Source organism: Streptomyces sp. NPDC054770, from assembly GCF_053611985.1.
In genome coordinates, this window is sequence record NZ_JBSHBL010000126.1 from 1 (window position 1) to 22,160 (window position 22,160).

Annotated in this window: 22 protein-coding genes and 1 tRNA gene; 9 read left to right on the forward strand and 14 right to left on the reverse strand. The window is 71.6% G+C overall.

Annotated features, from left to right (window positions below; genetic code table 11):
- Window positions 1–20: 20 nt before the first annotated feature.
- The 3 genes from ACWGKQ_RS49290 to ACWGKQ_RS49300 all read right to left on the reverse strand — a co-directional run bounded on the left by ACWGKQ_RS49290 (window position 21) and on the right by ACWGKQ_RS49300 (window position 2,728).
- Entirely contained in the window at window positions 21–1,235 is a 1,215-nt protein-coding gene (locus ACWGKQ_RS49290; protein WP_453298654.1) for an acyl-CoA dehydrogenase family protein, read from the reverse strand.
- 6 nt (window positions 1,236–1,241) lie between these two features.
- The gene (locus ACWGKQ_RS49295; RefSeq protein ID WP_453298655.1) at window positions 1,242–2,264 is read right to left on the reverse strand and encodes a phosphotransferase family protein; all 1,023 of its coding nucleotides are present in this window, start codon (window positions 2,262–2,264) and stop codon (window positions 1,242–1,244) included.
- 167 nt (window positions 2,265–2,431) lie between these two features.
- The gene (locus ACWGKQ_RS49300; RefSeq protein ID WP_453298656.1) at window positions 2,432–2,728 is read right to left on the reverse strand and encodes a hypothetical protein; all 297 of its coding nucleotides are present in this window, start codon (window positions 2,726–2,728) and stop codon (window positions 2,432–2,434) included.
- Window positions 2,729–2,856: 128 nt separating this feature from the next.
- Between ACWGKQ_RS49300 and ACWGKQ_RS49305 the strand changes: the two genes are divergently transcribed.
- The gene (locus ACWGKQ_RS49305; RefSeq protein ID WP_453298657.1) at window positions 2,857–3,798 is read left to right on the forward strand and encodes an NADP-dependent oxidoreductase; all 942 of its coding nucleotides are present in this window, start codon (window positions 2,857–2,859) and stop codon (window positions 3,796–3,798) included.
- A gap of 28 nt (window positions 3,799–3,826) precedes the next feature.
- On the opposite strand, the gene ACWGKQ_RS49310 is transcribed toward ACWGKQ_RS49305, so the two are convergent.
- The 4 genes from ACWGKQ_RS49310 to ACWGKQ_RS49325 all read right to left on the reverse strand — a co-directional run bounded on the left by ACWGKQ_RS49310 (window position 3,827) and on the right by ACWGKQ_RS49325 (window position 6,150).
- The gene (locus tag ACWGKQ_RS49310) at window positions 3,827–4,141 is read right to left on the reverse strand and encodes a DUF202 domain-containing protein (RefSeq protein ID WP_453298658.1); all 315 of its coding nucleotides are present in this window, start codon (window positions 4,139–4,141) and stop codon (window positions 3,827–3,829) included.
- Window positions 4,138–4,530, reverse strand: coding sequence for a YidH family protein (locus ACWGKQ_RS49315; protein ID WP_453298659.1), 393 nt, complete (start codon window positions 4,528–4,530; stop codon window positions 4,138–4,140). Before ACWGKQ_RS49315 ends, ACWGKQ_RS49310 begins: the two co-directional genes overlap by 4 nt.
- Before the next feature lie 182 nt (window positions 4,531–4,712).
- Complete coding sequence (locus ACWGKQ_RS49320; RefSeq protein WP_453298660.1) at window positions 4,713–5,222, reverse strand: NUDIX hydrolase; 510 nt, start codon at window positions 5,220–5,222, stop codon at window positions 4,713–4,715.
- A gap of 34 nt (window positions 5,223–5,256) precedes the next feature.
- Complete coding sequence (locus ACWGKQ_RS49325; protein ID WP_453298661.1) at window positions 5,257–6,150, reverse strand: DMT family transporter; 894 nt, start codon at window positions 6,148–6,150, stop codon at window positions 5,257–5,259.
- Window positions 6,151–6,540: 390 nt separating this feature from the next.
- Here ACWGKQ_RS49325 and ACWGKQ_RS49330 point away from each other — a divergent pair, with 390 nt between their 5' ends.
- The 3 genes from ACWGKQ_RS49330 (at window position 6,541) to ACWGKQ_RS49340 (ending at window position 8,965) form a co-directional block, all read left to right on the forward strand.
- Window positions 6,541–7,530: a hypothetical protein gene (locus tag ACWGKQ_RS49330; RefSeq protein WP_453298662.1), complete on the forward strand. Its 990-nt coding sequence runs from the start codon at window positions 6,541–6,543 to the stop codon at window positions 7,528–7,530.
- A gap of 87 nt (window positions 7,531–7,617) precedes the next feature.
- The gene (locus tag ACWGKQ_RS49335; RefSeq protein ID WP_453298663.1) at window positions 7,618–8,358 is read left to right on the forward strand and encodes a molybdopterin-dependent oxidoreductase; all 741 of its coding nucleotides are present in this window, start codon (window positions 7,618–7,620) and stop codon (window positions 8,356–8,358) included.
- Complete coding sequence (locus tag ACWGKQ_RS49340; RefSeq protein WP_453298664.1) at window positions 8,342–8,965, forward strand: cytochrome b/b6 domain-containing protein; 624 nt, start codon at window positions 8,342–8,344, stop codon at window positions 8,963–8,965. Before ACWGKQ_RS49335 ends, ACWGKQ_RS49340 begins: the two co-directional genes overlap by 17 nt.
- Before the next feature lie 270 nt (window positions 8,966–9,235).
- Here ACWGKQ_RS49340 and ACWGKQ_RS49345 read toward each other — a convergent pair whose 3' ends face one another.
- A complete protein-coding gene (locus ACWGKQ_RS49345; RefSeq protein ID WP_453298665.1) occupies window positions 9,236–10,633 on the reverse strand; it encodes a GntT/GntP/DsdX family permease in 1,398 nt (465 codons plus the stop codon).
- A gap of 44 nt (window positions 10,634–10,677) precedes the next feature.
- Window positions 10,678–11,199, reverse strand: coding sequence for a gluconokinase (locus tag ACWGKQ_RS49350; RefSeq protein ID WP_453298666.1), 522 nt, complete (start codon window positions 11,197–11,199; stop codon window positions 10,678–10,680).
- Between the two features lie 134 nt (window positions 11,200–11,333).
- On the opposite strand from ACWGKQ_RS49350, the gene ACWGKQ_RS49355 reads away from it, so the two are divergent.
- Window positions 11,334–12,035 carry a FadR/GntR family transcriptional regulator gene (locus ACWGKQ_RS49355; RefSeq protein ID WP_453298667.1) on the forward strand — a complete coding sequence of 234 codons (702 nt, stop codon included), beginning with the start codon at window positions 11,334–11,336 and terminating at the stop codon, window positions 12,033–12,035.
- 2 nt (window positions 12,036–12,037) lie between these two features.
- On the opposite strand, the gene ACWGKQ_RS49360 is transcribed toward ACWGKQ_RS49355, so the two are convergent.
- The 4 genes from ACWGKQ_RS49360 to ACWGKQ_RS49375 all read right to left on the reverse strand — a co-directional run bounded on the left by ACWGKQ_RS49360 (window position 12,038) and on the right by ACWGKQ_RS49375 (window position 18,585).
- Window positions 12,038–12,439 (reverse strand): YchJ family protein, encoded by a 402-nt coding sequence (locus ACWGKQ_RS49360; RefSeq protein WP_453298668.1) that lies wholly within the window; start codon window positions 12,437–12,439, stop codon window positions 12,038–12,040.
- 11 nt (window positions 12,440–12,450) lie between these two features.
- On the reverse strand, window positions 12,451–13,824 hold the full coding sequence (locus tag ACWGKQ_RS49365) for a M1 family metallopeptidase (protein ID WP_453298669.1): 1,374 nt from the start codon (window positions 13,822–13,824) through the stop codon (window positions 12,451–12,453).
- 80 nt (window positions 13,825–13,904) lie between these two features.
- On the reverse strand, window positions 13,905–17,771 hold the full coding sequence (locus tag ACWGKQ_RS49370) for a Pls/PosA family non-ribosomal peptide synthetase (RefSeq protein WP_453298670.1): 3,867 nt from the start codon (window positions 17,769–17,771) through the stop codon (window positions 13,905–13,907).
- A 370-nt stretch (window positions 17,772–18,141) separates the two neighbouring features.
- Entirely contained in the window at window positions 18,142–18,585 is a 444-nt protein-coding gene (locus ACWGKQ_RS49375) for an ATP-binding protein (RefSeq protein ID WP_453298671.1), read from the reverse strand.
- Window positions 18,586–18,827: 242 nt separating this feature from the next.
- Here ACWGKQ_RS49375 and ACWGKQ_RS49380 point away from each other — a divergent pair, with 242 nt between their 5' ends.
- Both ACWGKQ_RS49380 and ACWGKQ_RS49385 read left to right on the forward strand, forming a co-directional pair.
- Window positions 18,828–19,694: a DUF5753 domain-containing protein gene (locus ACWGKQ_RS49380; protein WP_453298672.1), complete on the forward strand. Its 867-nt coding sequence runs from the start codon at window positions 18,828–18,830 to the stop codon at window positions 19,692–19,694.
- A 3-nt stretch (window positions 19,695–19,697) separates the two neighbouring features.
- Window positions 19,698–19,925, forward strand: a complete 228-nt coding sequence (locus ACWGKQ_RS49385; RefSeq protein ID WP_453298673.1) for a DUF397 domain-containing protein — start codon at window positions 19,698–19,700, stop codon at window positions 19,923–19,925.
- A gap of 120 nt (window positions 19,926–20,045) precedes the next feature.
- Here the strand turns inward: ACWGKQ_RS49385 and ACWGKQ_RS49390 are convergent.
- Window positions 20,046–20,133, reverse strand: a tRNA-Leu gene (locus tag ACWGKQ_RS49390).
- A 212-nt stretch (window positions 20,134–20,345) separates the two neighbouring features.
- Between ACWGKQ_RS49390 and ACWGKQ_RS49395 the strand changes: the two genes are divergently transcribed.
- On the forward strand, window positions 20,346–21,671 hold the full coding sequence (locus tag ACWGKQ_RS49395; protein ID WP_453298674.1) for a M20/M25/M40 family metallo-hydrolase: 1,326 nt from the start codon (window positions 20,346–20,348) through the stop codon (window positions 21,669–21,671).
- 145 nt (window positions 21,672–21,816) lie between these two features.
- Entirely contained in the window at window positions 21,817–22,050 is a 234-nt protein-coding gene (gene chpH / locus ACWGKQ_RS49400) for a chaplin ChpH (protein ID WP_046732802.1), read from the forward strand.
- Window positions 22,051–22,160: the final 110 nt, after the last annotated feature.

Below are 22,160 nucleotides of genomic sequence, written 5' to 3' on the forward strand. Positions count from 1 at the left end.
GGCCCCTCGCCGCGCGTCGTCTACAGGTACTTCTTCAGCTCCCGGCGGGCCAGCGAGCGCTGGTGCACCTCGTCCGGGCCGTCGGCGATCATCAGCGTCCGGGCCCCGGCGTACAGGTCGGCCAGCGGGAAGTCCTGGCTGACCCCGCCCGCGCCGTGCAGCTGGATCGCCCGGTCGATGATGCCGACGACCGCCCGTGGCGTGGCGATCTTGATGGCCTGGATCTCGGCGTGCGCGCCCCGGTTGCCGACGGTGTCCATCAGCCAGGCGGTCTTCAGGACCAGCAGCCGCAGCTGCTCGACCGTCACCCGGGCGTCGGCGATCCAGTTGTGCACCACGCCCTGCTGGGCCAGCGCCTTGCCGAAGGCCTGACGGGAGACGGCCCTGCGGCACATCAGCTCGATCGCCCGCTCGGCCATGCCGATCAGCCGCATGCAGTGGTGGATCCGGCCCGGGCCGAGCCGGGCCTGGGCGATGGCGAAGCCGCCGCCCTCCTCGCCGACCAGGTTCGACACCGGCACGCGCGCGTGGTCGAAGACCACCTCGGCGTGGCCGCCGTGCGAGTGGTCCTCGTAGCCGAAGACCTGCATCGCGCGCTTCACGGTGACGCCGGGGGTGTCGCGCGGGACCAGGACCATGGACTGCTGGCGCCGGATGTCGCTGCCGTCCGGGTCGGTCTTGCCCATCACGATGAAGATCTTGCAGTCCGGGTTCATCGCCCCGGAGATGTACCACTTGCGGCCGGTGATGACGTAGTCGTCGCCGTCCCGCTCGATGTACGTGGTGATGTTGGTGGCGTCCGAGGAGGCCACCTCCGGCTCGGTCATGGCGAACGCGGAGCGGATCTCACCGGCGAGCAGCGGCTCCAGCCACTGCTTCTTCTGCGCGTCGTCGCCGAACTGGGCCAGCACCTCCATGTTGCCGGTGTCCGGGGCCGCGCAGTTCAGCGCGGTGGGCGCCAGGTGCGGGGAGCGGCCGGTGATCTCGGCGAGCGGCGCGTACTGCAGGTTGGTGAGGCCGGCACCGTACTCGGCGTCGGGCAGGAAGAGGTTCCACAGGCCCTGCCTGCGCGCCTCGGCCTTCAGCTCCCCGACCACGGCCGGGGTGTCCCACGGCGAGGCCAGCGCGGCCCGCTGCTCCTCGGCGACCGCCTCGGCCGGGTAGACGAACTCGTCCATGAAGGCGAGCAGTTGGGCGCGCAGTTCCTCGGTGCGCGCGTCGAACGCGAAGTCCATGGCCGGTCAGCCTTCCTGAAGAGTGGTCAGTCCGTGGTCGATGAAGACGGGGACGAGCTCGCCGATGCGGTCGAAGCCCTGCCCGAGCGTCTGGCCCAGCGTGTACCGGTAGTGGATGCCCTCCAGGATCACGGCGAGCTTGAACCAGGCGAACGCGGTGTACCAGGAGATGTGCGAGACGTCCCGTCCCGAGCGGGCGGCATAGCGCTCGACCAGCTCCCGCGGGTCCGGATGGCCCGGCGCCTCGGCGGTCGTGGACACCGGTGAGTCCGGCGTGCCCAGCGGCAGGCTGTACATCACCAGCAGGCCCAGGTCGGTCAGCGGGTCGCCGAGCGTCGACATCTCCCAGTCGAGAATCGCCTTGATCTTGTCGTCGTCGCCGATCAGGACGTTGTCGAGGCGGTAGTCGCCGTGCACCACCGTGGGCGCGGGGGACTCGGGCAGCCGGCGGCCCAGGGTCGCGTGCAGTTCGTCGATACCGGCCAGCTCGCGATTGCGGGAGGCGTCCAGCTGCTTGCCCCAGCGCCGGAGCTGGCGGTCCAGGAAGCCCTCCGGACGGCCGAAGTCGGCGAGGCCGACCTCCGCGGGGTCCACGGCGTGCAGCTCGACCAGCGTGTCCACCAGGGACAGCACGGCGTCACGGGTGCGCTCGGGGCCGAGCGGGACGAGTTGCTCGGAGGTGCGGTACGGGGTGCCCGCCACGAACTCCATCACGTAGAACGGCGCGCCGACGACGTCCTCGTCCTCGCACAGCAGCACCGGGCGGGGCACCGGCACCTCGGTCGGGTACAGCGCGCTGATCACCCGGTGCTCGCGCTTCATGTCGTGCGCGGTGGCCAGGACATGGCCCAGCGGCGGCCGTCGTACGACCCACTTCGAGGCGGAGTCGGAGACCGCGTAGGTGAGGTTCGACCGTCCGCCCTCGATCAGCCTTCCGGTCAGCGGACCGGTCACCAGGCCGGGGCACTCGCGGTCGAGCAGGCCGCGCAGCCGGTCGAGATCGAGTCCGGGCGGGTGGTCGGGGCTCATGCATCGCTCCTACGAACGAATGAACAGGACCCGACTTATGATGCCGACCAGTCGGTATGTCGTCCAGCGGGTGAGCCAAACGTGACCGGGACCACCCTACGACCCGTACGGCGAGTGACGGTTCCCCGCGCGCGCGGAGCGGGGAACCGTCACCGGCGAGGATCGGCTCAGTGGTCGTCCCAGTGACCGTTGTGCTCGGCGTGCCGGTGGCCGTCGTGCAGGTAGTCGACGTGGTCCCCGTGCAGGACGCCGGTGTGCCCGCAGCCGTCGCCGTGCCGGTGCTCGTGCGCCTCGTGGGTGACGTGCCCTTCGGGCTCGCACTCGTCCCAGTGGCCGCCGTGCTCGCGGTGCAGATGCCCGTTGTGCGCGTAGTCGACGTGGTCGCCGTGCGGCACCTGGTCGTGCCCGCAGTCCGGTCCGTGGCTGTGGCCGTGCGAGGTGTGTTCCTGGTGCAGGGTGGTCATGGTGCTCGCCTTCAGGGGTGCGGGGTTCAGGAGTGTGGCGTGATGCCGACGGACAGGCTGCCACGCAAAAGGTGCATATAAGGGCATTCGTGTTGCGTGGCGTCCGAGTACCCCGGAGGGTCGTGTGCATGAAAGCCATCAGCTACAGCCGGTACGGCGGCCCCGAGGTGCTGGAGTACGGCGAGGTCAAGGACCCGAAGGTCGGCCCCGACTCGGTGCTGGTGAAGGTCCGCGCGGCGGCCGTCAACCCGGTCGACTGGAAGTGCCGCGAGGGTCTGCTGCACGGCATCATGGACGCCGTCTTCCCGGTGGTCCCCGGCTGGGACGTCTCCGGGGTCGTCGTCCAGCCGGGTGCCGCCGTCACCGAGTTCGCGGTCGGCGACGAGGTGATCGGCTACGTCCGCGAGGACTTCCTGTCCCGGGGCACCTTCGCCGAGTACCTCGCCGCCCCGGTGCGCACCCTCGCCCGCAAGCCGCGCAACCTCACCTTCGAGGAGGCCGCCGGGCTGCCGCTGGCCGGGCTCACCGCCTACCAGGTGCTGGTCCACGCCCTGGAGCTCAAGCGCGGCGAGACGTTCCTGGTGCACGCGGCCGCCGGCGGGGTCGGCTCTCTCGCCGTGCAGATCGCGGTCCACCTCGGCGCCCGGGTCATCGGCACGGCGAGCGAGCGCAACCACGACTTCGTCCGGGGCCTCGGCGGCGAGCCGGTCGCCTACGGCCCGGGTCTGGCCGAACGGGTCCGGGGGCTGGCCCCGGAAGGGGTGGACGCCGTCTTCGACACCATCGGCGGCGAGACCCTGACCGTCTCGGCGAACCTGCTCGCCCCCGAGGGCCGGATGGCCTCGATCGCCGACCCGGACGTCGTCGACTTCGGCGGCCGCTACTGCTGGGCGCGACCCGACGCCGAGGATCTCAGCCGGCTCGCCGCGCTCGCGGAACAGGGGGCGGTCACCGTGCACGTCGCCGAGACGTTCCCGCTGAAGCGGGCCGCCGACGCGCACCGCCGCAGCCAGGAGGGGCGGACCCGGGGCAAGCTGGTGGTCACGGTGGACTGGCCGGAGGAGGGCTGAGCGGAGGGCTGAGCCGGGGCGCCGTGTCCTATACGACCAGTGCGGCGGCGCACAGGGCGAGGGCGACCGTGCACAGCACCGCCCCGGCCGCCTGCCGGGGGGCCAGCGCCGTGGGGCGGTCGGTGACCGCGAGGGCGCGGATCCGGCGGTGGGCGATCAGGAGGAAGCCCAGCCACAGGACGCAGCAGGCGGCGCAGGCGACCACGCCGGCGGCCGAGGCACTGCCGTGCAGCGCGGTCTTTGCGGCGAGTACGCCGGCGACGGTCGCCGAGAGGGTCGTACGGCGCCAGGCCAGCCGGGTCCGCTCCGGCTGGAGCCCGGGGTCGCGGGCCGGCTCCGTCATCCCTCCCACCCGGCGAGCACCACGACGACCATCGCGACGGCGACCACGGCGATGACCACGCTCAGCAGGGCCGGGAACCGGGACACCGGCAGATCCTCACCGCGCCGCATCGCCCGCTCGCAGCGCATCCAGTGGTTCACGGCGCGCAGCGAGCAGAGGACGCCTGCGGCGAGGAGCGCGAGCGCCAGGCCGAGGCGCCAGCCCCGGCCGAGGTCGGGCAGGAACTGGTCCACGGCGAATCCGCCGCCGATCAGGGCGAGAGCGGTACGCAGCCAGGCCAGGAAGGTCCGCTCGTTGGCGAGGGAGAAACGGTAGTCGGGGGTCGTACCCTCCTGCCGCACGACCTCGGGGGCGAACCACAGGCGGACATTCCGTACGAGTTCGATCACGTGTAGGGAGCCTACCGGGGCGGTTGCCGTGGTCATTCCGCCGCGGGCCGGTGGGGGCTGATCGCGCAGTTCCCCGCGCCCCTTACGGGGCTCGTTGTCCGCGGGCAGTCGTGCCGCTGGGGCGGCACGGGTGGGCGCGGGCGGCACCCTGCAAGCGCCGGTAAGCGTCCCCACCCCCCACCTCAGCCCCGCCACTCCCGCAGCCGCTCCCACGCCGCCACCCCGTCCGGTACCCACTCCCACTCACCGAAGCGAGCAGACAACTCCTCCTCGCTCAGGAAGTCGTGCCATGCCACCTCCTCCACCTGCGGCCGCACCGGCAGCTCGCAGCGCACCTCGTACACCGCCGACCACCAGCTGTGCCCGGCGCCGTCGTCGTACAGGAACTTGAAGAGGAACGTCGGCCGGGGGAGACCGCTCACGCCCAGTTCCTCCTCGGCCTCCCGCAGAGCCGCGTCGTCGTAGGACTCGCCGGCCCCCACCACACCCCCGACGAACATGTCGTACAGGGCGGGAAAGACCAGCTTGGTCGCGGTGCGGCGGTGGACGAAGACGCGGCCGGCGGCGTCGCGGGCCTGGATGAAGACGCAGCGGTGGCGCAGGCCCCGGGCGTACGCCGCGCCGCGCGGGGACTGTCCGGTGACCTGGTCGTGCTCGTCGACGATGTCGAGGATCTCGTCAGCAGCGCTCATGCCGCCATCCAAGCAGGCGCACGCCCCGCCGGCGTCAGCGCGGCTGGAGATCCAGCGAGGGCTCCTTCGGCGCGGTACCGCGCGGCATCGCCGGATGCAGCCCGAGCAGCACGATGCCCGCCACGATCGCCGCGAGTCCCGCCGCCTCCCAGGCCAGCGCCCCGGTGTCGGTGCGCAGCCGGTCCCCGAGGAAGCCGACCCCGCAGAGGATCCCGGCGAGCGGCTGGGCCGCGGTGAGCGCGGGCAGCGAGTTGCGCAGCTCCGCCGTCTCGAACGCGCTCTGCACGAGGATCAGCCCGGTGACCCCGAGGACCAGCACACCGTACGGCTGCCAGCCGGTCAGGACCTCCATGATGCCGCCCTCGGAGAAGCGGGTGCTGGTGACCCGGGTCAGCGCGTCCTGGACGCCGTAGAGCAGGCCGGCGGCGAGGGCGAGGAGGGTGGGTCCCGCGCTGAGGCGGGAGCGTTTGGCGTAGGTGGTGAGCAGCAGGGCTATGCCGACCATCACGCCGATGATCAGCCAGTGCCGCAGCGGGTTGGTGACGGCGTGGCCGCCGCGTGGCTGGCCGGCCAGGATGAACGCGGTGACGCCGCCCGCGAGCAGGATGAGGCCCGCCCAGCCCTGGTGGCTGAGGGGATGCTTGGTCTGGTGCCGGGAGAGCGCGAGGGCGAAGAGGAGGTTCGTCGCCAGCAGCGGCTCGACCAGGGAGATCTCGCCCTTGCCCAGGGCGACCGCGCCGAGCACCATGCCGGCCACCATCAGGCCGATGCCGCCGAGCCAGCGCGGCACCCTCATCAGGTCGAGCAGCAGCCGGGGCGAGAGGAAGTCGCTGAGCGGTGCCTTCTGGGCGACGTTCTGCTGGAGCACGAACCCGAAGCCCAGGCAACAGGCCGCGCTCACGGCGAGAACCAGAACCAGAACGGACACGCTGCGTACCTCGATCTGCGGCCGGGCTACGGAGTGCGTAGTGGCCGACTGTAGCGCTCCCGGATGGGGATTGCTCCGGGAGTACCCGGAACCGGGCGGTTGACTCGGTCACGCTGCCCGAGCCGACCGCGGTGGGCGGATCGGGGCGACGGCGGGACCGTACGGCCATGGTCCGACGCCCGGGCGGCCGACGCCATGGCGTACGCCACAACCGGCACCGGAAGCCCTACGGCCACGGTACGCCAACCGGGCCCCCGCGCACGCCAAGTTCCGCACTGCATAAGGTAGTTGAACGGAGTACCAGCCCCGTTCGGCTTGACGCAAAGTCTTGGCTGGGGGTTTGCTGTGCGTGATCGGCCGATGGCAGCCCGACAACCAGGAAGTTCCGCGGTGCCCCCAACCCCGCCCCTCTTAGGCCCAGGCCCGGCCGTCTCGGTCCCAGGCCAGGCCGTCGCCGAAGGTCCCCGCGCGGCAACGCACCCCGGGTGCGAGCACTGCCCCGACGACGCCCTCGGAGACGCCGAACTCATCTCCGCCCGGGCCGCGTTGGCCCAGGGCCGCTGGCAGTCCGCCCGCTCCCTGTTGCTCCACACGGGTGAGGACTGGGACCGCCGGGGCCACCGGATCACCGTTCTCGCCCGCGAGCCCTACGCCATCGCCTGGGCCCGCGAGTGGCTGCTCGCCGAGGCCGGCTCGGCCGGCGCCGCCACCCTGTACGCCCTGACCCTGGTGCGGCGCGCCCTGCGCGGCAAGGAGGACCCGGAGCGGGCCCGCGAGGCCTGCTCCGGTGCCGCCGCGCTCGCCCCCGCCGACCCCACCCCATGGCTCGGCCGGCTCCTGCTGGCGCGCTATCTGGGCACCGACGAGGAGACTCGCCGGACCTTCACCGAGGTGCGCAGCCGCCATCCCGAACACCACCATGCCCACCACCTGATGGCGGCCCGGATCGCGGAGACCGAGACCCGGGGGACGTACGAACTGTGCGCCTTCGCGGAGCGCGCGGCGGCCGCGGCCCCGGCCGACTCCCCGCTCGCCGTCCTGCCGGTCGTCGCGTACTCCGAACGCCACCGGGTGCTGGCCGCCACCGGGCAGGCCCCCGCCGACCCGGCCGCCGCCGGGCACTGGACCGAGCCGTCCGCGCTGCGCGCGGTGGGGGCCGCCTTCGACTGGTGGCTGGAGTGGGGGATCGAGGAGCACCCCCGCCGCCACATCGACCTCAACCACCTCGCCCACGCCACCTTCGGCGCCGGCCGGTACGCCGAGGCAGCCGCCCTGTTCCAGCGCATCGGCCGCCATGCCACCTCGGCGCCCTGGTCGTACCCGGACCGCGACCCGTGCGAGGCGTTCCGGGCGGCCCGGGAGCGGGTGCTGGGAGGGTGAGGGGAGCTTGATGAGAAGAGGTTGTGGATTCCTTACGGCCGCCGGATTTCGTGGTCGAGCCGGCCTCGATGGTGTTCGAATGAGTACGTGAACTCTGAACGATCCGAGGAGCCGCGGCCCACCGAGGAGGGCAGTCCGGTCGGCCGCCGGGTGTTCCTCGGCACCATCGGCCTCGGTGCGCTCGGCCTGGTGACCGCGCCGGTGCTGCAACGCGTCACCGAGTCGGTCCTCGGCACCTTCTCCGGCAAGGACCCCACGGGCCTGACCGGACTCCTCCCGAACGGCGGCGGCTTCCGCTACTACTCGGTGACCGGGTCGGTGCCGGACAAGACCGCCGCCGACTACCAGCTGAAGATCGACGGCCTGGTCGACAAGCCGCAGACGTACACCCTGGCCGACCTGCGGGCGCTGCCGCAGACCAAGCTGGTCAAGGACGTCCAGTGCGTGACCGGCTGGCGGGTCCCCGGCACGCCCTTCGAAGGCGTCCGCCTCTCGCACCTGCTGGACCTGGCGGGCGTCCGGGACTCGGCCAAGGCGATCCACTTCACCTGCTTCGACGGCGCCTACACCGAGAGCCTCACCCTCGACCAGGCGCGCCGGCCGGACGTCCTGGTGGCGCTGCGCATGCAGAACAAGGAGATCACCCACGACCACGGCGGCCCGGTCCGCCTCTACGTCGCCCCCATGTACTTCTACAAATCGGCCAAGTGGCTCTCCGGCATCACGGTCACCGACAGGGTCGAACCGGGGTACTGGGAGAAGCTGGGCTACGACGTCGACGCCTGGGTCGGCCGCTCGAACGGACGTGACGATGAGCCTACGAGCTGAGGCCCCGGCCGCCACGGACCGGCTGCACCGCTTCACCGCCGCCGAGCGCTGGGTCCACCGGACCACGGCGCTGCTGATGGGCCTCTGCGTCGCGACGGCCGCCTGCCTCTACATCCCGCAGCTGGCGGTCCTCGTCGGCCGCCGCGAACTGGTCGTCCGCATCCACGAGTGCTCGGGCCTCGCCCTCCCCGTCCCGGTCCTGCTCGGCCTCGCCTCCCGCGCCTTCCGCCGGGACCTGGGCTTCCTGAACCGCTTCGGCCCCCATGACCGGCTCTGGCTGCGCGCCGCCCTGAACCGCGACAAGCGCCGGTCCTCCCGTCCGGCGGGCAAGTTCAACGCCGGCCAGAAGATCTACGCGAACTGGATCGCCGGCGCGACCCTCGTCATGCTCGGCACGGGCCTCCTGATGTGGTTCACCCACCTCACCCCCCTGATGTGGCGCACCTCGGCCACCTTCGTCCACGACTGGCTGGCCCTCACCATCGGCATCGTCCTGGCCGGCCACATCGGCATGGCCCTCGGCGACCCGGAGGCCCGCCGAGGCCTGCGCACCGGCTCGGTGAGCCGAGAGTGGGCCAAACGCGAACACCCGCTGTGGCGGCCGTAGCGCCTCCTTGCGGGACCCGTCGAACGCGCTCCGACGGCGTGTCGGGCACCGCCGGACTCCGCCGTCGTGGCTGATCGCCGTTGCGGCGGAGAGAGCGGTGAAGGCCGCCGACTCATCCCCGCAACGGCCGTCGGAAGCACCCCGGTGGCGCGTCAGGCAACGGTGAAAGCCGCCGCTCCCCTCATCCCGCCGCAACGGCGGTCAGCCGAGACGGCGGAGCCCGGCGGTGCCCCACCGGCCGCACCGCCGAGCTCCGTTCCCGTACCGCCCCTAGATCACCAAGGACAGCAGCAGGACCAGCCCGCCCCCGACCACCGAGATGATCGTCTCCATGACCGACCAGGTCTTGAGGGTCTGGCCGACGCTCAGGCCGAAGTACTCCTTCACCAGCCAGAAGCCGGCGTCGTTGACGTGGCTGAAGAAGAGTGAGCCCGCGCCGATGGCCAGGACGAGGAGGGCGGTGTGGGCGGTCGACATGTCGGCGGCCAGCGGGGCCACCAGGCCGGCCGCAGAGACCGTGGCGACCGTCGCGGAGCCGGTCGCGAGGCGGATCGCGACCGCGATCAGCCAGGCCAGCAGCAGCGCCGGGATCGACCAGTCCTTCGAGATCTCCAGGATCATCTGACCGACCCCGCAGTCGATCAGCGTCTGCTTGAAGCCGCCGCCCGCGCCGACGATGAGGAGGATGCCCGCGATGGGCGTGAGCCCCTTCTCGACGGTCTGCGAGATGCGCTCCTTGGAGAACCCGGCGGGCCGGCCCAGCGTGAACATGCCGACGACCACGGCCGCGAGGAGAGCGACCAGGGGGGAGCCGACGACGTCGAAGACGCGCTGGACGGTGTGCGCGGGGTCGTCGACGACTATGTCGACCAGTGCCTTGGCCAGCATCAGGACGACCGGAAGGAGGATGGTCGCGAGGGTGGCACCGAAGCCGGGGCGGTTCTCCAGTTCCTCGGACGGGCGCTGCGGGAGCATCCGGTCGGGGGCCTGCACGTCCACCCAGCGGGCCGCGACCTTGGAGAACAGCGGTCCGGCGATGATCACGGTCGGGACGGCGACCAGGACGCCGAGGGCCAGCGTCACGCCCAGGTTCGCGTGCACCGCGTCGATCGCGACCAGCGGGCCGGGGTGCGGCGGCACCAGACCGTGCATCACCGACAGACCGGCGAGGGCCGGGATGCCGATCCGCATCAGCGAGTAGTGGCCGCGCTTGGCGACCATCAGCACCACCGGGATGAGCAGCACGATGCCGACCTCGAAGAACAGCGGCAGCCCGATCACGGAGGCGATCAGCACCATCGCCCAGGGCATCGCCCGCCCGCCGGCCTTGGCAAGGATCGTGTCGACGATCTGGTCGGCGCCGCCGGAGTCGGCCAGCAGCCTGCCCAGGATCGCCCCGAGCGCGATCAGGACACCCACGCCGGCCACGGTGGCGCCGAGCCCGGTGGTGAAGCTGGTGATCACCTTGTCGAGCGGTGCCCCGGCGAACGCGCCGAGCGCGAGCGAGCCGATGGTCAGCGCCAGGAAGGCGTGCACCTTGAACTTGGTGATGAGCAGGACGATGACGGCGATGCCCAACAGGACGGCGATGCCGAGCCGGGCATGTCCGGCCGAGGTGATGGGCGCGACGGCGTCCGCTGCCAGCATCTCGACGCTGAGTCTGGTCACGGGGGTTCCTTGCAGTGACGGCGGTTGGCAAAAAAAGGGGGGAGTTACCGCGAGGTGCGGTCGGGCAGCGTCTCCAGGGCCCGCACGGCCCGTTCGGTGATCTCCTCGGGGGTACCCGAGACGTCCACGGCGACGCCGGCCTCGTCCGCGTCCAGCGGCTGGAGCGTGGCGAACTGGGAGTCCAGCAGCGCGGTCGGCATGAAGTGGCCCTGCCGGTGCGACATCCGGTCCTCGATGAGCCGCCGGTCGCCGGTCAGGTGCAGGAACACGACGCCGGGGGCCGCGGCCCGCAGCCGGTCGCGGTACGACCGCTTCAGCGCGGAGCTGCTGACCACCCCGCCGAGCCCCGCCCGCCCGTGCGCCCAGGAGCCGATGGCGTCCAGCCACGGCCACCGGTCGGCGTCCTCCAGGGGGTGCCCGGCCGACATCTTGGCGATGTTGGCCGGCGGGTGGAAGTCGTCGCCCTCGGCGTACGGGACGCCGAGCCGGGCGGCGAGCAGGGGACCGATCGTGGTCTTGCCCGTGCCGGCGACGCCCATCACCACGACGACGTGAGGGGTTCGCATCACTGCCTCGCTGTGTCTTCCTCGGGTGGTCTCGCTGTCGCCACACTGAAACCCATTAGGTACGACGAATTCAAGAGTGTGTGACATATAAGTCTGACTTTTTAGCTCGGTGATCCACTCGGTACGCTGAGTGCATGAGCACACCGGGCCGGGGCCTGCACGGCCGAGTACTGGACGCCCTCGGCCCCGCCATCACCGCCGGCGAGTACCCGCCGGGAAGCGTCCTGCGCACGGACGAGCTGGCCCAGCACTTCCAGGTGTCACGCTCCGTGATGCGCGAGGCGGTCCGGGTCCTCGAATCCATGCACCTGGTCGAGTCCCGCCGCCGGGTGGGCGTCACCGTCCGCCCCAAGGCCGCGTGGAACGTGTACGACCCGCAGGTCATCCGCTGGCGGCTGGCCGGCGCCGACCGCCCGCACCAGTTGCGCTCGCTCACCGTGCTGCGCTCGGCGATCGAGCCGGTGGCGGCCGGCCTGGCGGCGCGGCACGCCACGGCCGAGCAGTGTGCCGAGCTCACCGAGTGCGCGCTCGGCATGGTGGCCAACTCGCGCGGCCACAAGCTGGAGGCCTACCTCGTCCACGACATGGCGTTCCACCGCGTGATCCTCACCGCGTCCGGCAACGAGATGTTCGCCCGGCTCGGCGACGTCGTGGCCGAGGTCCTCACCGGCCGCACCCACCACGAGGTCATGTTCGAGGACCCCGACCCGGCCGCCGTCACCCTGCACGTCCAGGTCGCGGAGGCGGTACGCGAGGGCGACGCGCCCCGCGCGGAACAACTGACCCGCGCCATCACCACGGGCGCCCTCCAGGAACTGGACGTCCTGGCGCCGTAGCCCTACTCCTCCGGGAACTCCCCGTCCAGGTACACCCAGGCCCCCTCGACCCGCTCGAACCGGCTGCGCTCGTGCAGCGAGCCGCCCCTGAAGGACGCGCGGAAGGTCACCGTGCCGGTGGTGTGGAAGGCCGATCCGTCGGTCGTCGCCAGGATCTCCAGGCCGGTCCACCGCATCCCGGGGTCGAAGTCGACCCGGGGCGGGCGGGTCCGGGGGTGCCAGGTGCGCAGCAGGTACGGCTCGTCACGCCTGACGAAGGCGCTGTAGCGCGACCGCATCAGCGTCTCGGCCGTGGGCGCCGCCGCCTCACCCCGGTGGAACCGGCCACAGCACCGCTCGTACGTCTCCGCGCGGCCGCACGGGCAGACGGCGGCGTGCTGCTGCCGGGGGCGCTTCGGTGTCACGGGCCCGCTCCCTATGCCGACTCGGCGTTGGTGGGCGGCTGGGCCGGGCGGGCCGGGACCGTCAGGGTGGGCAGCGGCGGCAGCGCCGTGCGGTGCACCCAGGCGTCGAGGAGGCCGTCCAGCGGCTCGTCCGCGAAGCGGTTGACGTGCGCCGTGAACGTCGCGGTCGTCACGGACCCGCCCCGGTGCAGCCCCGCCCACGCGCGCAGCATGTGGAAGAACCGCTCGTCGCCGAGCGCGCAGCGGAGCGCGTGGACCGTGACACCGCCCCGCTCGTAGAGCCGGTCGTCGAACATCGACTTCTTGCCCGGGGCGGCGATCCGGATGTCCTGCGGCAGCCCGGACAGCAACCGGTGGGCGCCGGCCGCCAGTTGCTGGGCGCTACGGCCACCGGACCGCTCCGACCACAGCCACTCCGCGTACTTGGCGAGCCCCTCGTTCAGCCAGATGTGCCGCCAGTCGGCGATGGACACGCTGTTGCCGAACCACTGGTGGGCGAGCTCATGCGCGACCAGGCGTTCCGAACCCCGGGACCCGTCCACGTGGTTGGCGCCGAACAGCGACAACCCCTGGGCCTCGACGGGGACATCGAACTCCTCGTCGGCGACGACCACGGCGTACTCGTCGAAGGGGTACGGCCCGAACAGCCGCTGGAACAGGTCCATCATCGCGGGCTGCCGGGCGAAGTCCCTGGAGAACTCGGGGAGCAGGTGCGCCGGTATGTGCCCGTGCATCGGCACCCCGCCGAAGCCGGGGTCGCCGAGGAGCACGGTCTGGAACTTGCCGATCGCGAGGCTCACCAGATAGCTCGACGTCGGCGCCGCCTGCTCGTACACCCAGGTCGTCGTGGACGCCTTCGTGGTACGGGTGAGCAGCCGGCCGCCGGCCACCACCGAGTACGCCGACGGGCAGGTGACCGAGACCAGGTACGACGCCTTGTCGGCCGGCCGGTCGTTGCACGGGAACCAGGAGGGCGCACCGGTCGGCTGGCTGGCCACCAGCGCGCCGTCCGTCAGCTCCTCCCAGCCGATCCCGCCCCACGGGCTGTTCACCGGCTTCGGGTTGCCCGACCAGTGGATCTCCATGGTGAAGGCGGCCCCGGCGCGCAGCGGCTTCGCGGGCTTGATCCGCAGCCTGCCGCCCCGGTGCGTCCAGTGCGGCTGGCGGCCGTCCACCCGGATCCGGCCGATCTTGAAGTCGGCCAGATTCAGCTGGAACTCGGGCAGCGCGGCCCGGCCCGCGATCGCGTTGATCCGGGCCATGCCGGACAGGCGGTTGGGTCCGGGCCGGTAGTCCAGCGTGAGCTCATAGCGATGCACCCGGTACCGGGGATCGCCGTTGTCCGGGAAATACGGGTCCGGACCCGCTGACTGCTGCACTGCCACTTCCGCGTTCGCTCCCTGCGCTGTGCTCGAACCGTCTCTCGGTGCACCGATGCCCGCGGCCACCACCGGACGGCCCGCGCTCAGGGACGCCATGCCTCGATCGGATTGCCGAGCCAGCGGGTGTCGTCGGGAACCGACTCCGCCGCCATGACGAGCGACGCGGGCCCCAGGGTCGTACGGGCCCCGATCGTGCTGCCGGGCAGCACGATCCCGCCAGGACCCAGTGTGGCGCCCTCACGGAGAACAACAGTATCCGTCCGCAAGATCCGGTCGTGGAAGAGGTGAGTCTGCAGCACACAGCCGCGGTTCACGGTGGCCGCGTCCTCCAGCGTCACCAGATCCGTCTCCGGAAGCCAGTAGCTCTCCACCCAGACACCCTTGCCGATGTGCGCCCCGAGGCCGCGCAGCCAGGCCGTCATCACCGGGGTACCCGGCACCGAGCCGGCCAGCCACGGCACCGCCAGCACCTCGACAAAGGTGTCCGCCAGCTCGTTGCGCCAGACGAACGAGCTCCACAGCGGGTGCTCCCCGCTGCGGTGCCGCCCGACCAGTACCCACTTGGCCAGCACGGACACCAGGCCCGCGAGCGCACCGGCGCCGAGCAGCACCAGACCGGACAGCAGCGGCGCCCAGGCGCCCAGCGCGCACAGCGCGGCCACCGTCAGCGCGGCCAGCGCCACCGAGCACAGCACCGGCACGATCCGGCACGTCTCCACCAGGGCCCGCGCCCACAGCATCCGGGTCGGCGGCTCGTAGGTCCGGCTCTGGTCGCCGTCGGCCGCGCTGCGCGGCAGCTTCACCGGCGGCAGCCCCAGGTACGAGGTGCCCTTCTTGGCCTTCTTCGGGGTCGCCGACAGCACCCCCACCAGACCGCCGTCCGGCACGCTGCGGCCCGGCGCGGTCATCCCGGAGTTCCCGAGGAACGCCCGCCGCCCGATCTCCGCGCGCCCGATCCGCACATAGCCGCCGCCCAGCTCGTACGGCGCGGTCAGCGTGTCGTCGGCCAGGAACGCGCCCTCGCCGACCGTCGTCAGGCTCGGCAGCGCGAGCACGGTCGACACCTCGGCACCCTTGCCGATCCGCATCCCGAGCAGCCGCAGCCACACCGGCGTGACCAGGCCGGCGTACAGCGGGAACAGGGTCTCGCGGGAGCGGTCCATCAGCTGGGACACCGTCCACGCCTGCCAGCCGGTCCGGCTGTGCGTCGGGTAGGTGCCGGTGCGCAGCCCCAGGCTCAGCAGCCGTACCGAGACGAGTATCAGCAGCGCGTACGCCAGCCCGAACGCCAGCGTCGCCGGGACCAGCGCGACCGCCGCGCCCCGCAGGGCCTCGGCCAGGCCGTCGCCGGGGGCCACGAAACGTCCGGCGACCAGCAGCGCCGCGGCGCCGGACAGCACCGGCAGCGCACTGAGTCCGAGCCCGGTGAGGCCGTACATCACCCGCCAGTACGTGCCGCGCTGCGGCCGGTGCTTGGGCCAGTTCCGCTTCGCCTTGCCCAGCTTGACCGCCGGGGCGCCGGCCCAGCGCTGGCCGGTCGGGATCTGCCCGGTGACCGCGGAGCCGGGGGCCACCTCGGCGCGCTTGCCGACGCGGGCGCCCGGGAAGAGCATGCTGCGCGTCCCGACGACCGCGTGGGCACCGATCCGGACCTGGCCGATCACCAGCCGGTCCCCGTCCAGCCAGGAGCCGGACAGGTCCACCTCGGACTCCACGGCCGCGCCCCGCCCGACTTTCAGCAGGCCGGTCACCGGCGGCAGCGAGTGCAGGTCCACCTCGGGACCGATCTTGGCGCCCAGCGCCCGCGCGTACCGCTCCAGCCAGGACCCGGTCAGCGTGGTCGCCCCGGCGAACTCGGCCAGCCGCTCCGCCGCCCACAGCCGCAGGTGTACGGAGCCGCCGCGCGCGTATCTGCCGGGCTTCACGCCCCGCAGCAGCAGCCGCGCGCCCCCGGCCGCGACCGCGATCCGGCCGGGCGGGGTGTACAGGACCAGGGCCCCGAGGCCGACCAGCCACCAGGGCGCGGTGGGCAGCGAGCCGTAGCCGCCGAGCACATTGCCGAGCGCGGCGAGGACCACCGTCCAGCGCAGCCCGAGGAGCGTGAACAGCGGGAACAGGAGCAGCAGCTGCACGAACTGGGCGCTGCGCGGCACCGGCGCGATCGTCCGCTCGGCTCCGTCGTCCTGCGCGGAGTCCTCAAGACGGCGGGCCAGCTTGCGCAGCACCGGCTGCTGGTAGATGTCGAGGACGGCCGCGCTGGGGTAGCGGGTGCGCAGCCGGGTGGTGAGCTGGGCGGCGGACAGGCTGCCGCCGCCGATCGCGAAGAAGTCGTCGGCGGCGCTGCCCACCGGGATGCCGAGGACCTCGGTCCACTGCTCGGCGAGCCACGCCTCGGTGCCGTACAGCTGCTCGGCCGGGCCGCCGTTGTCCAGGCCCTCCAGGGGCCAGGGCAGGGCGTTGCGGTCGACCTTGCCGGAGGTACGGGTGGGCAGCTCGGCGACCGGCGCAAGCAGCGGCACCAGGGCCGCGGGCAGCTCGGTGCGCAGCTTCTCGACGGCCGCCGCGTGGTCCCAGCCGTCCTGGGTGACGACATAGCCGACCAGGAGCTGGTTGCCGCTGCGCGCGGTCCGTACGGCCGCCGCCGCGCCCGCTACGCCGGGGAGCGCCTGGAGGGCCGCGTCGACCTCGCCCAGCTCGATCCGGCGCCCGCCGAGCTTGATCTGCTCGTCGGCACGCCCGAGGAACACCAGCCCCTCGCGGTCGGCCCGCACCAGGTCACCGCTGCGGTAGGCGCGCTTCCAGCCCAGCGACTCCAGGGGCGCGTACTTCTCCGCGTCCTTCTCGGCGTCGAGGTACCGGGCGAGGCCGACCCCGCCGATCACCAGCTGGCCGCTCTCGCCCATCGCCACGGGCTCGCCCGCGTCGTCCACGACGGCCAGCTCCCAGCCGTTCAGCGGCAGCCCGATGCGGATCGGCTCCTCGCCGGTCATCAGGGCCGCACAGGCGACGACGGTGGCCTCGGTGGGGCCGTAGGTGTTCCAGACCTCGCGGCCCTCGGTCACCAGGCGCTGCGCCAGCTCGGGCGGGCAGGCCTCGCCGCCGAAGATCAGGAGCCGGACGTCGTTGAGGGTCTCGGGCTCCCAGAGGGCGGCCAGGGTGGGCACGGTCGAGACGACGGTGATCTCCTGGTCGACCAGCCAGGGGCCGAGGTCGGCGCCGCTGCGCACCTGGGAGCGGGGCACGGGCACCAGGCAGGCGCCGTAGCGCCAGGCCAGCCACATCTCCTCGCAGGAGGCGTCGAAGGCCACCGAGAGGCCCGCCATGACCCGGTCGCCGGGCCCGATCGGCTCCTCGGTCAGGAACAGCGCGGCCTCGGCGTCCACGAAGGCGGCGGCGCTGCGGTGGGTGACGGCGACGCCCTTGGGCTTGCCGGTGGAGCCGGAGGTGAAGATGATCCAGGCGTCGTGCTCGGTGCCGGGACGGCCGGCGGGCTTGTCGGACTCGCGGCGGACATCGATGTGCAGGCCCTCGCCGAGGACGGCCGCCACCTCCGCCTCGCCGAACACCAGTGCGGCCCGCTCGTCCGGGTCCTCGGCGTCGACGGGCACATAGGCGGCACCGGCCGCGAGGACGCCCAGCACGGCGACGTACAGGTCGTTGGTCCCGGAGGGAACCCGTACGCCCACCCGGTCCCCGAGCCCGATCCCGGCCTCGGCGAGCCGCCGGCGCAGCCGCGCCACCTCGACGGCGAGCGCGCGGTAGCTGAGCTGGGCGGTGCCGTCGTCCAGCGCGGGCTCGTCGGGGTGGGCCCTCACGGTCGCTTCGAACACGTCCACGAGCGTGCGCGGCGAGGCCGTCGCCCCGGCCGAGAAGCGTGCGGTGTTCCCGAACTCCTCGCGGATCTCTTCGTCGAGCAGGCCGAGAGCGCTGCTCTCGTCTATGGCTGCCATCCGGTCCTCGCGTCTCGTTCCCGGAACCCTCCGGGGCGCCGGCGGGTTCCCAGGTCTGCCTGGGGTTGTCCGGCTCCGGCTGGGTAACAAGCCGGAAATATTAGTACGACGCTAGGTTCCTGTTCATCCTACGGCCACTTGAATGCAGCCGTTCGGAGCAGTCCCTTGAATCCTAAGCAACCTTTGACCAGGGATTCTCCGCGGACGACGAGAGATGGGCCACACAGCGTGAGGCGGGCCAACTCCATGTGTCCGGAAGCCCGTACGGCGGCCCGTACGACAACGGCCGGTGCCGCGGCGGGGAGGGGGGGATCGCCGCGGAACCGGCCGTCATCGTGGGGGAGGAGGAAACGTCACGGGGCGCCGGCCGTCACACGGCGCTGACCTCGGCCCAGATGGACTTGCCCCAGGGCAGGTTGCCCACGCCCCAGCGGCCCGAGCACAGCGCGTCGAGGATGAGCAGACCGCGCCCGCGGTCCCGTTCGACGGAGATGGGCCGCAGCCGGGGGTGGCGGCCCAGCGGGTCGTGCACCTCCACCCGGGTCCGGGAGCCGTCGCTGTCGATGAGGAGACGGACCGGGTCGTCCGGATCGGTCTCGTAGCGCAGGGAGTTGGTGACCAGCTCGCAGGTGACCAGGGCGACCGCGTCGATGTGGTCACGGGAGGCGTCCGGGCTGTGGTGCGCGATGAAGTCGCTCACGAACAGCCGTGCGGCCTTGGCCGACTGAGGCTCGCTGGCCAGTAACAGGACCGGCGGTGGGGCGACTTGCACGGGGCGGATTTCGGTCGTGGTGCTCCGCTGGCGTTCGATCATGTGCATCCCCTCACGGGCATGTCCCAACGCAGGCACGGTAGTTCGCCATGCGAGTGCGGTCACTGTCGTATTTCCCGGATTCATGGTGCCTTCACGACACAGTCGATCGCAATACGTCCCGCAAGATGTGAAATATTGCGCATCGCTTTGAGAGACTTGCGGCACAACTCGTCAGCCGGTGGCGGGGGTCGGGGCGGCACGGGCAGACTGTCGGGCAGTTCACTGGACAGAAGGGGGAATCCGTGAGCACGCCCACGGTGCGCCGGCGACGGCTCGGTGCGAAGTTGCGCGAGCTGCGCGGCGAACTCACCCTCGACGAGGTCGCCGAGCACTCCGAGGGCGCGTTCGTCTCCTCCAAGCTGTCCCGGATGGAGACCGGCAAGACCGCCCCCAAGGCAGCGGACATCCAGGCGCTGCTGCTGCTGTACGCCGGACTCGGCCGCGACGTCAGCGACGAACTGCGCGCGGCCCTGATCACGCTCACCAAGGAGGGCGGCCGGCGCGGCTGGTGGCACTCGTACCGGGGTGTCCTCACCCCGGTGTACGAGGACCTGATCAGCCTGGAGGCGGAGGCCGAGACGGTCTCCACCTGGCAGCTGGGCATGGTCCCCGGACTGCTCCAGACCGCCGAGTACGCCCGCGAGATCATCCGGGCGACCGCCATGTCCGAGGCGGTCGAGGCACGGGTCGACGCGCTCGTCGAGGTACGGCTGGCACGCCAGGCCGTCCTCACCCGGGACAGCGACCCGCTGGCGCTCTGGGCGATCATCTCCGAACAGGCCCTGCGCTCCACCACCGAGGATCCCGCCCTGATGTACGAGCAGTTGGGGCGCCTGCTTACGATGGGGCGGCGCCCGAATATCAACATCCAGGTGTTGCGGTCGGACGCTCCCCTGCACGCCGGGCTCACCGGCACCTTCAGCATCCTGGGCTTCGGTCCGCACACCGATCTGGACGTCGTCCACCAGGAAGGGCTGACCTCCGCCCTGTACATCGAGGAACGTGATCGGGTCTCCACGCACCGGGCCGCGTGGCAACGCCTCACGTCTGCCGCCGAGTCCGTCGAGGCGTCGGTGGAACTGATCACCCAGATAAGGAAGAACGAATAGCGAATGAAGCACGTTGACGACGCGTCGACTCTGCCGGTGACCTGGTGGAAGTCCTCGGCGTCCGCATCACAGTCCGACTGCGTGGAATGCGGGATCGTCGACGAGGCGACGGTCGCCGTCCGCGACAGCAAGCGGCCCCACGGGCCCGCGCTCCTGCTGGACCGCACCGCGCTCCGCGCGTTCACCTCCGCCGTGGCCCTCGGCGACGGCCGAATAGGCGGCCTCGACTGAGCCAGTCACGACCGGGAGAGTGGCGCCCACCGGAAGGTGGTCGCCCGCACTCTGCTCCCAAAACCGCCGCAGAAACCGCTGCAAAAACCAAGAAACCCCTGCTCAGCAGGGGTTTCTTCGTGGTGTCCGAGGGGGGACTTGAACCCCCACGCCCGATAAAGGGCACTAGCACCTCAAGCTAGCGCGTCTGCCATTCCGCCACCCGGACAAGGTGTCTGTCGTGCGAAGTCTTCCGTGCGGGTTTCCCTCGCGGCGACGAAGGAAACACTACCAGGCTTCCAGGGGTGGCCGATCACACCCCGTTCCGGGCGCGGCCGGTCGTGAACGGCGTGTGACGGGCCGGGACCGGCCTTGGGGTCGGAGCCGGAAGGGAGAGAGGATGGCAGGGACCGGCCGCCAGGGACAGCAGGAGGAATCAGCGTGAGCGAGACGGACACGGCCAAGGGCGTCACCGGCGAGGACGAGGTCGTGGACCTCTGCCGCGAGCTGATCCGGTTCGACACCAGCAACTTCGGCGACCACTCCGGCCCCGGCGAACGCAAGGCCGCCGAGTGGGTCGCCGAGAAGCTCGCCGAGGTCGGCCTGGAGCCGAAGATCTTCGAGTCCCACCCGGGCCGCGCCTCCACGGTGGCTCGCATCGAGGGCGCGGACCCGACCAGGCCCGCCCTGCTGATCCACGGCCACCTCGACGTCGTACCGGCCAACGCCGACGACTGGACCCACCACCCCTTCTCCGGTGAGATCGCGGACGGGTGCGTGTGGGGCCGGGGCGCGGTCGACATGAAGGACATGGACGCCATGACCCTGGCGGTCGTACGGGACCGGCTGCGCAGCGGCCGGAAGCCGCCCAGGGACATCGTGCTGGCCTTCCTCGCCGACGAGGAGGCCGGCGGCACCTGGGGCGCCCGGCACCTGGTCGACAACCACCCGGATCTCTTCGAGGGGGTCACCGAGGCGATCAGCGAGGTGGGCGGCTTCTCCTTCACGGTGAACGAGCAGCGCCGGCTCTATCTCATCCAGACGGCCGAGAAGGGCATGCACTGGATGAAGCTGAAGGTGGCCGGCACCGCAGGACACGGCTCGATGATCCACCGCGACAACGCGATCACCGAGCTGTCCGAGGCCGTCGCCCGGCTCGGCCGGCACAAGTTCCCGGTGCGGGTCACCAAGACCACCCGGGCCTTCCTCGACGAACTGGGCGACGCGCTCGGCACCGAGCTGGACCCGGAGGACATGGAGTCGACACTGGCCAGGCTCGGCGGCATCGCCAAGCTGATCGGCGCGACCCTCAGCAACACCGCCAACCCGACCCAGCTGAACGCCGGTTACAAGGTCAACGTCATCCCCGGCGAGGCCACCGCGCACGTGGACGGCCGCTTCCTGCCCGGCCACGAGGAGGAGTTCCTCGCCGACCTCGACCGGATCCTCGGCCCGAACGTGGTCCGCGCGGACGTGCACTCCGACAAGGCGCTGGAGACCAGCTTCGACGGGGCCCTGGTGGAGGCCATGCAGTCCTCGCTGCTCGCCGAGGACCCGACGGCCAAGGCCATCCCCTACATGCTCTCCGGCGGCACCGACGCCAAGTCCTTCGACGACCTCGGCATCCGGGGCTTCGGCTTCGCGCCGCTCAAGCTGCCGCCGGAGCTGGACTTCGCGGGCATGTTCCACGGCGTGGACGAGCGGGTTCCGGTGGACGGGCTGCAGTTCGGTGTGCGGGTGCTCGACCGTTTCATCGACGCGTCGTAAAGCCCTGGCTTCAGGTAATCGGGCGGCTGTACGAAGCCGACTGAGAAGAGTGAATGCGACGATAAGCTCGTAGCTCCATTACTCCCTCCTCGTTACATCTAATGCGATCCGCTACTTGGAATCGCATTGCCAACAAGGAGGAATAATGCTCAAGAAGGTCGTCGCTGCTGCGGCTGCCACTGGTGGTCTGGTTCTCGCGGGTGCGGGCCTGGCTGTCGCCGACTCGGGTGCCCAGGGTGCTGCCGTGGGTTCCCCGGGTGTCATCTCCGGCAACGTGATCCAGGTTCCCGTGCACGTCCCCGTGAACGTCTGCGGCAACACGATCTCCGTGATCGGGCTGCTGAACCCCGCCTTCGGCAACACCTGCATCAACAAGTGACGCCGACTCCCTGAGGGGCGTCGTCTTTCCGTCGGCCCCGGAGCGCGCGCCATGCGCTCCGGGGCCGGCCCGTTTTTGCGCACGTTTTGGATGGGGTGTATTCAAGGTGA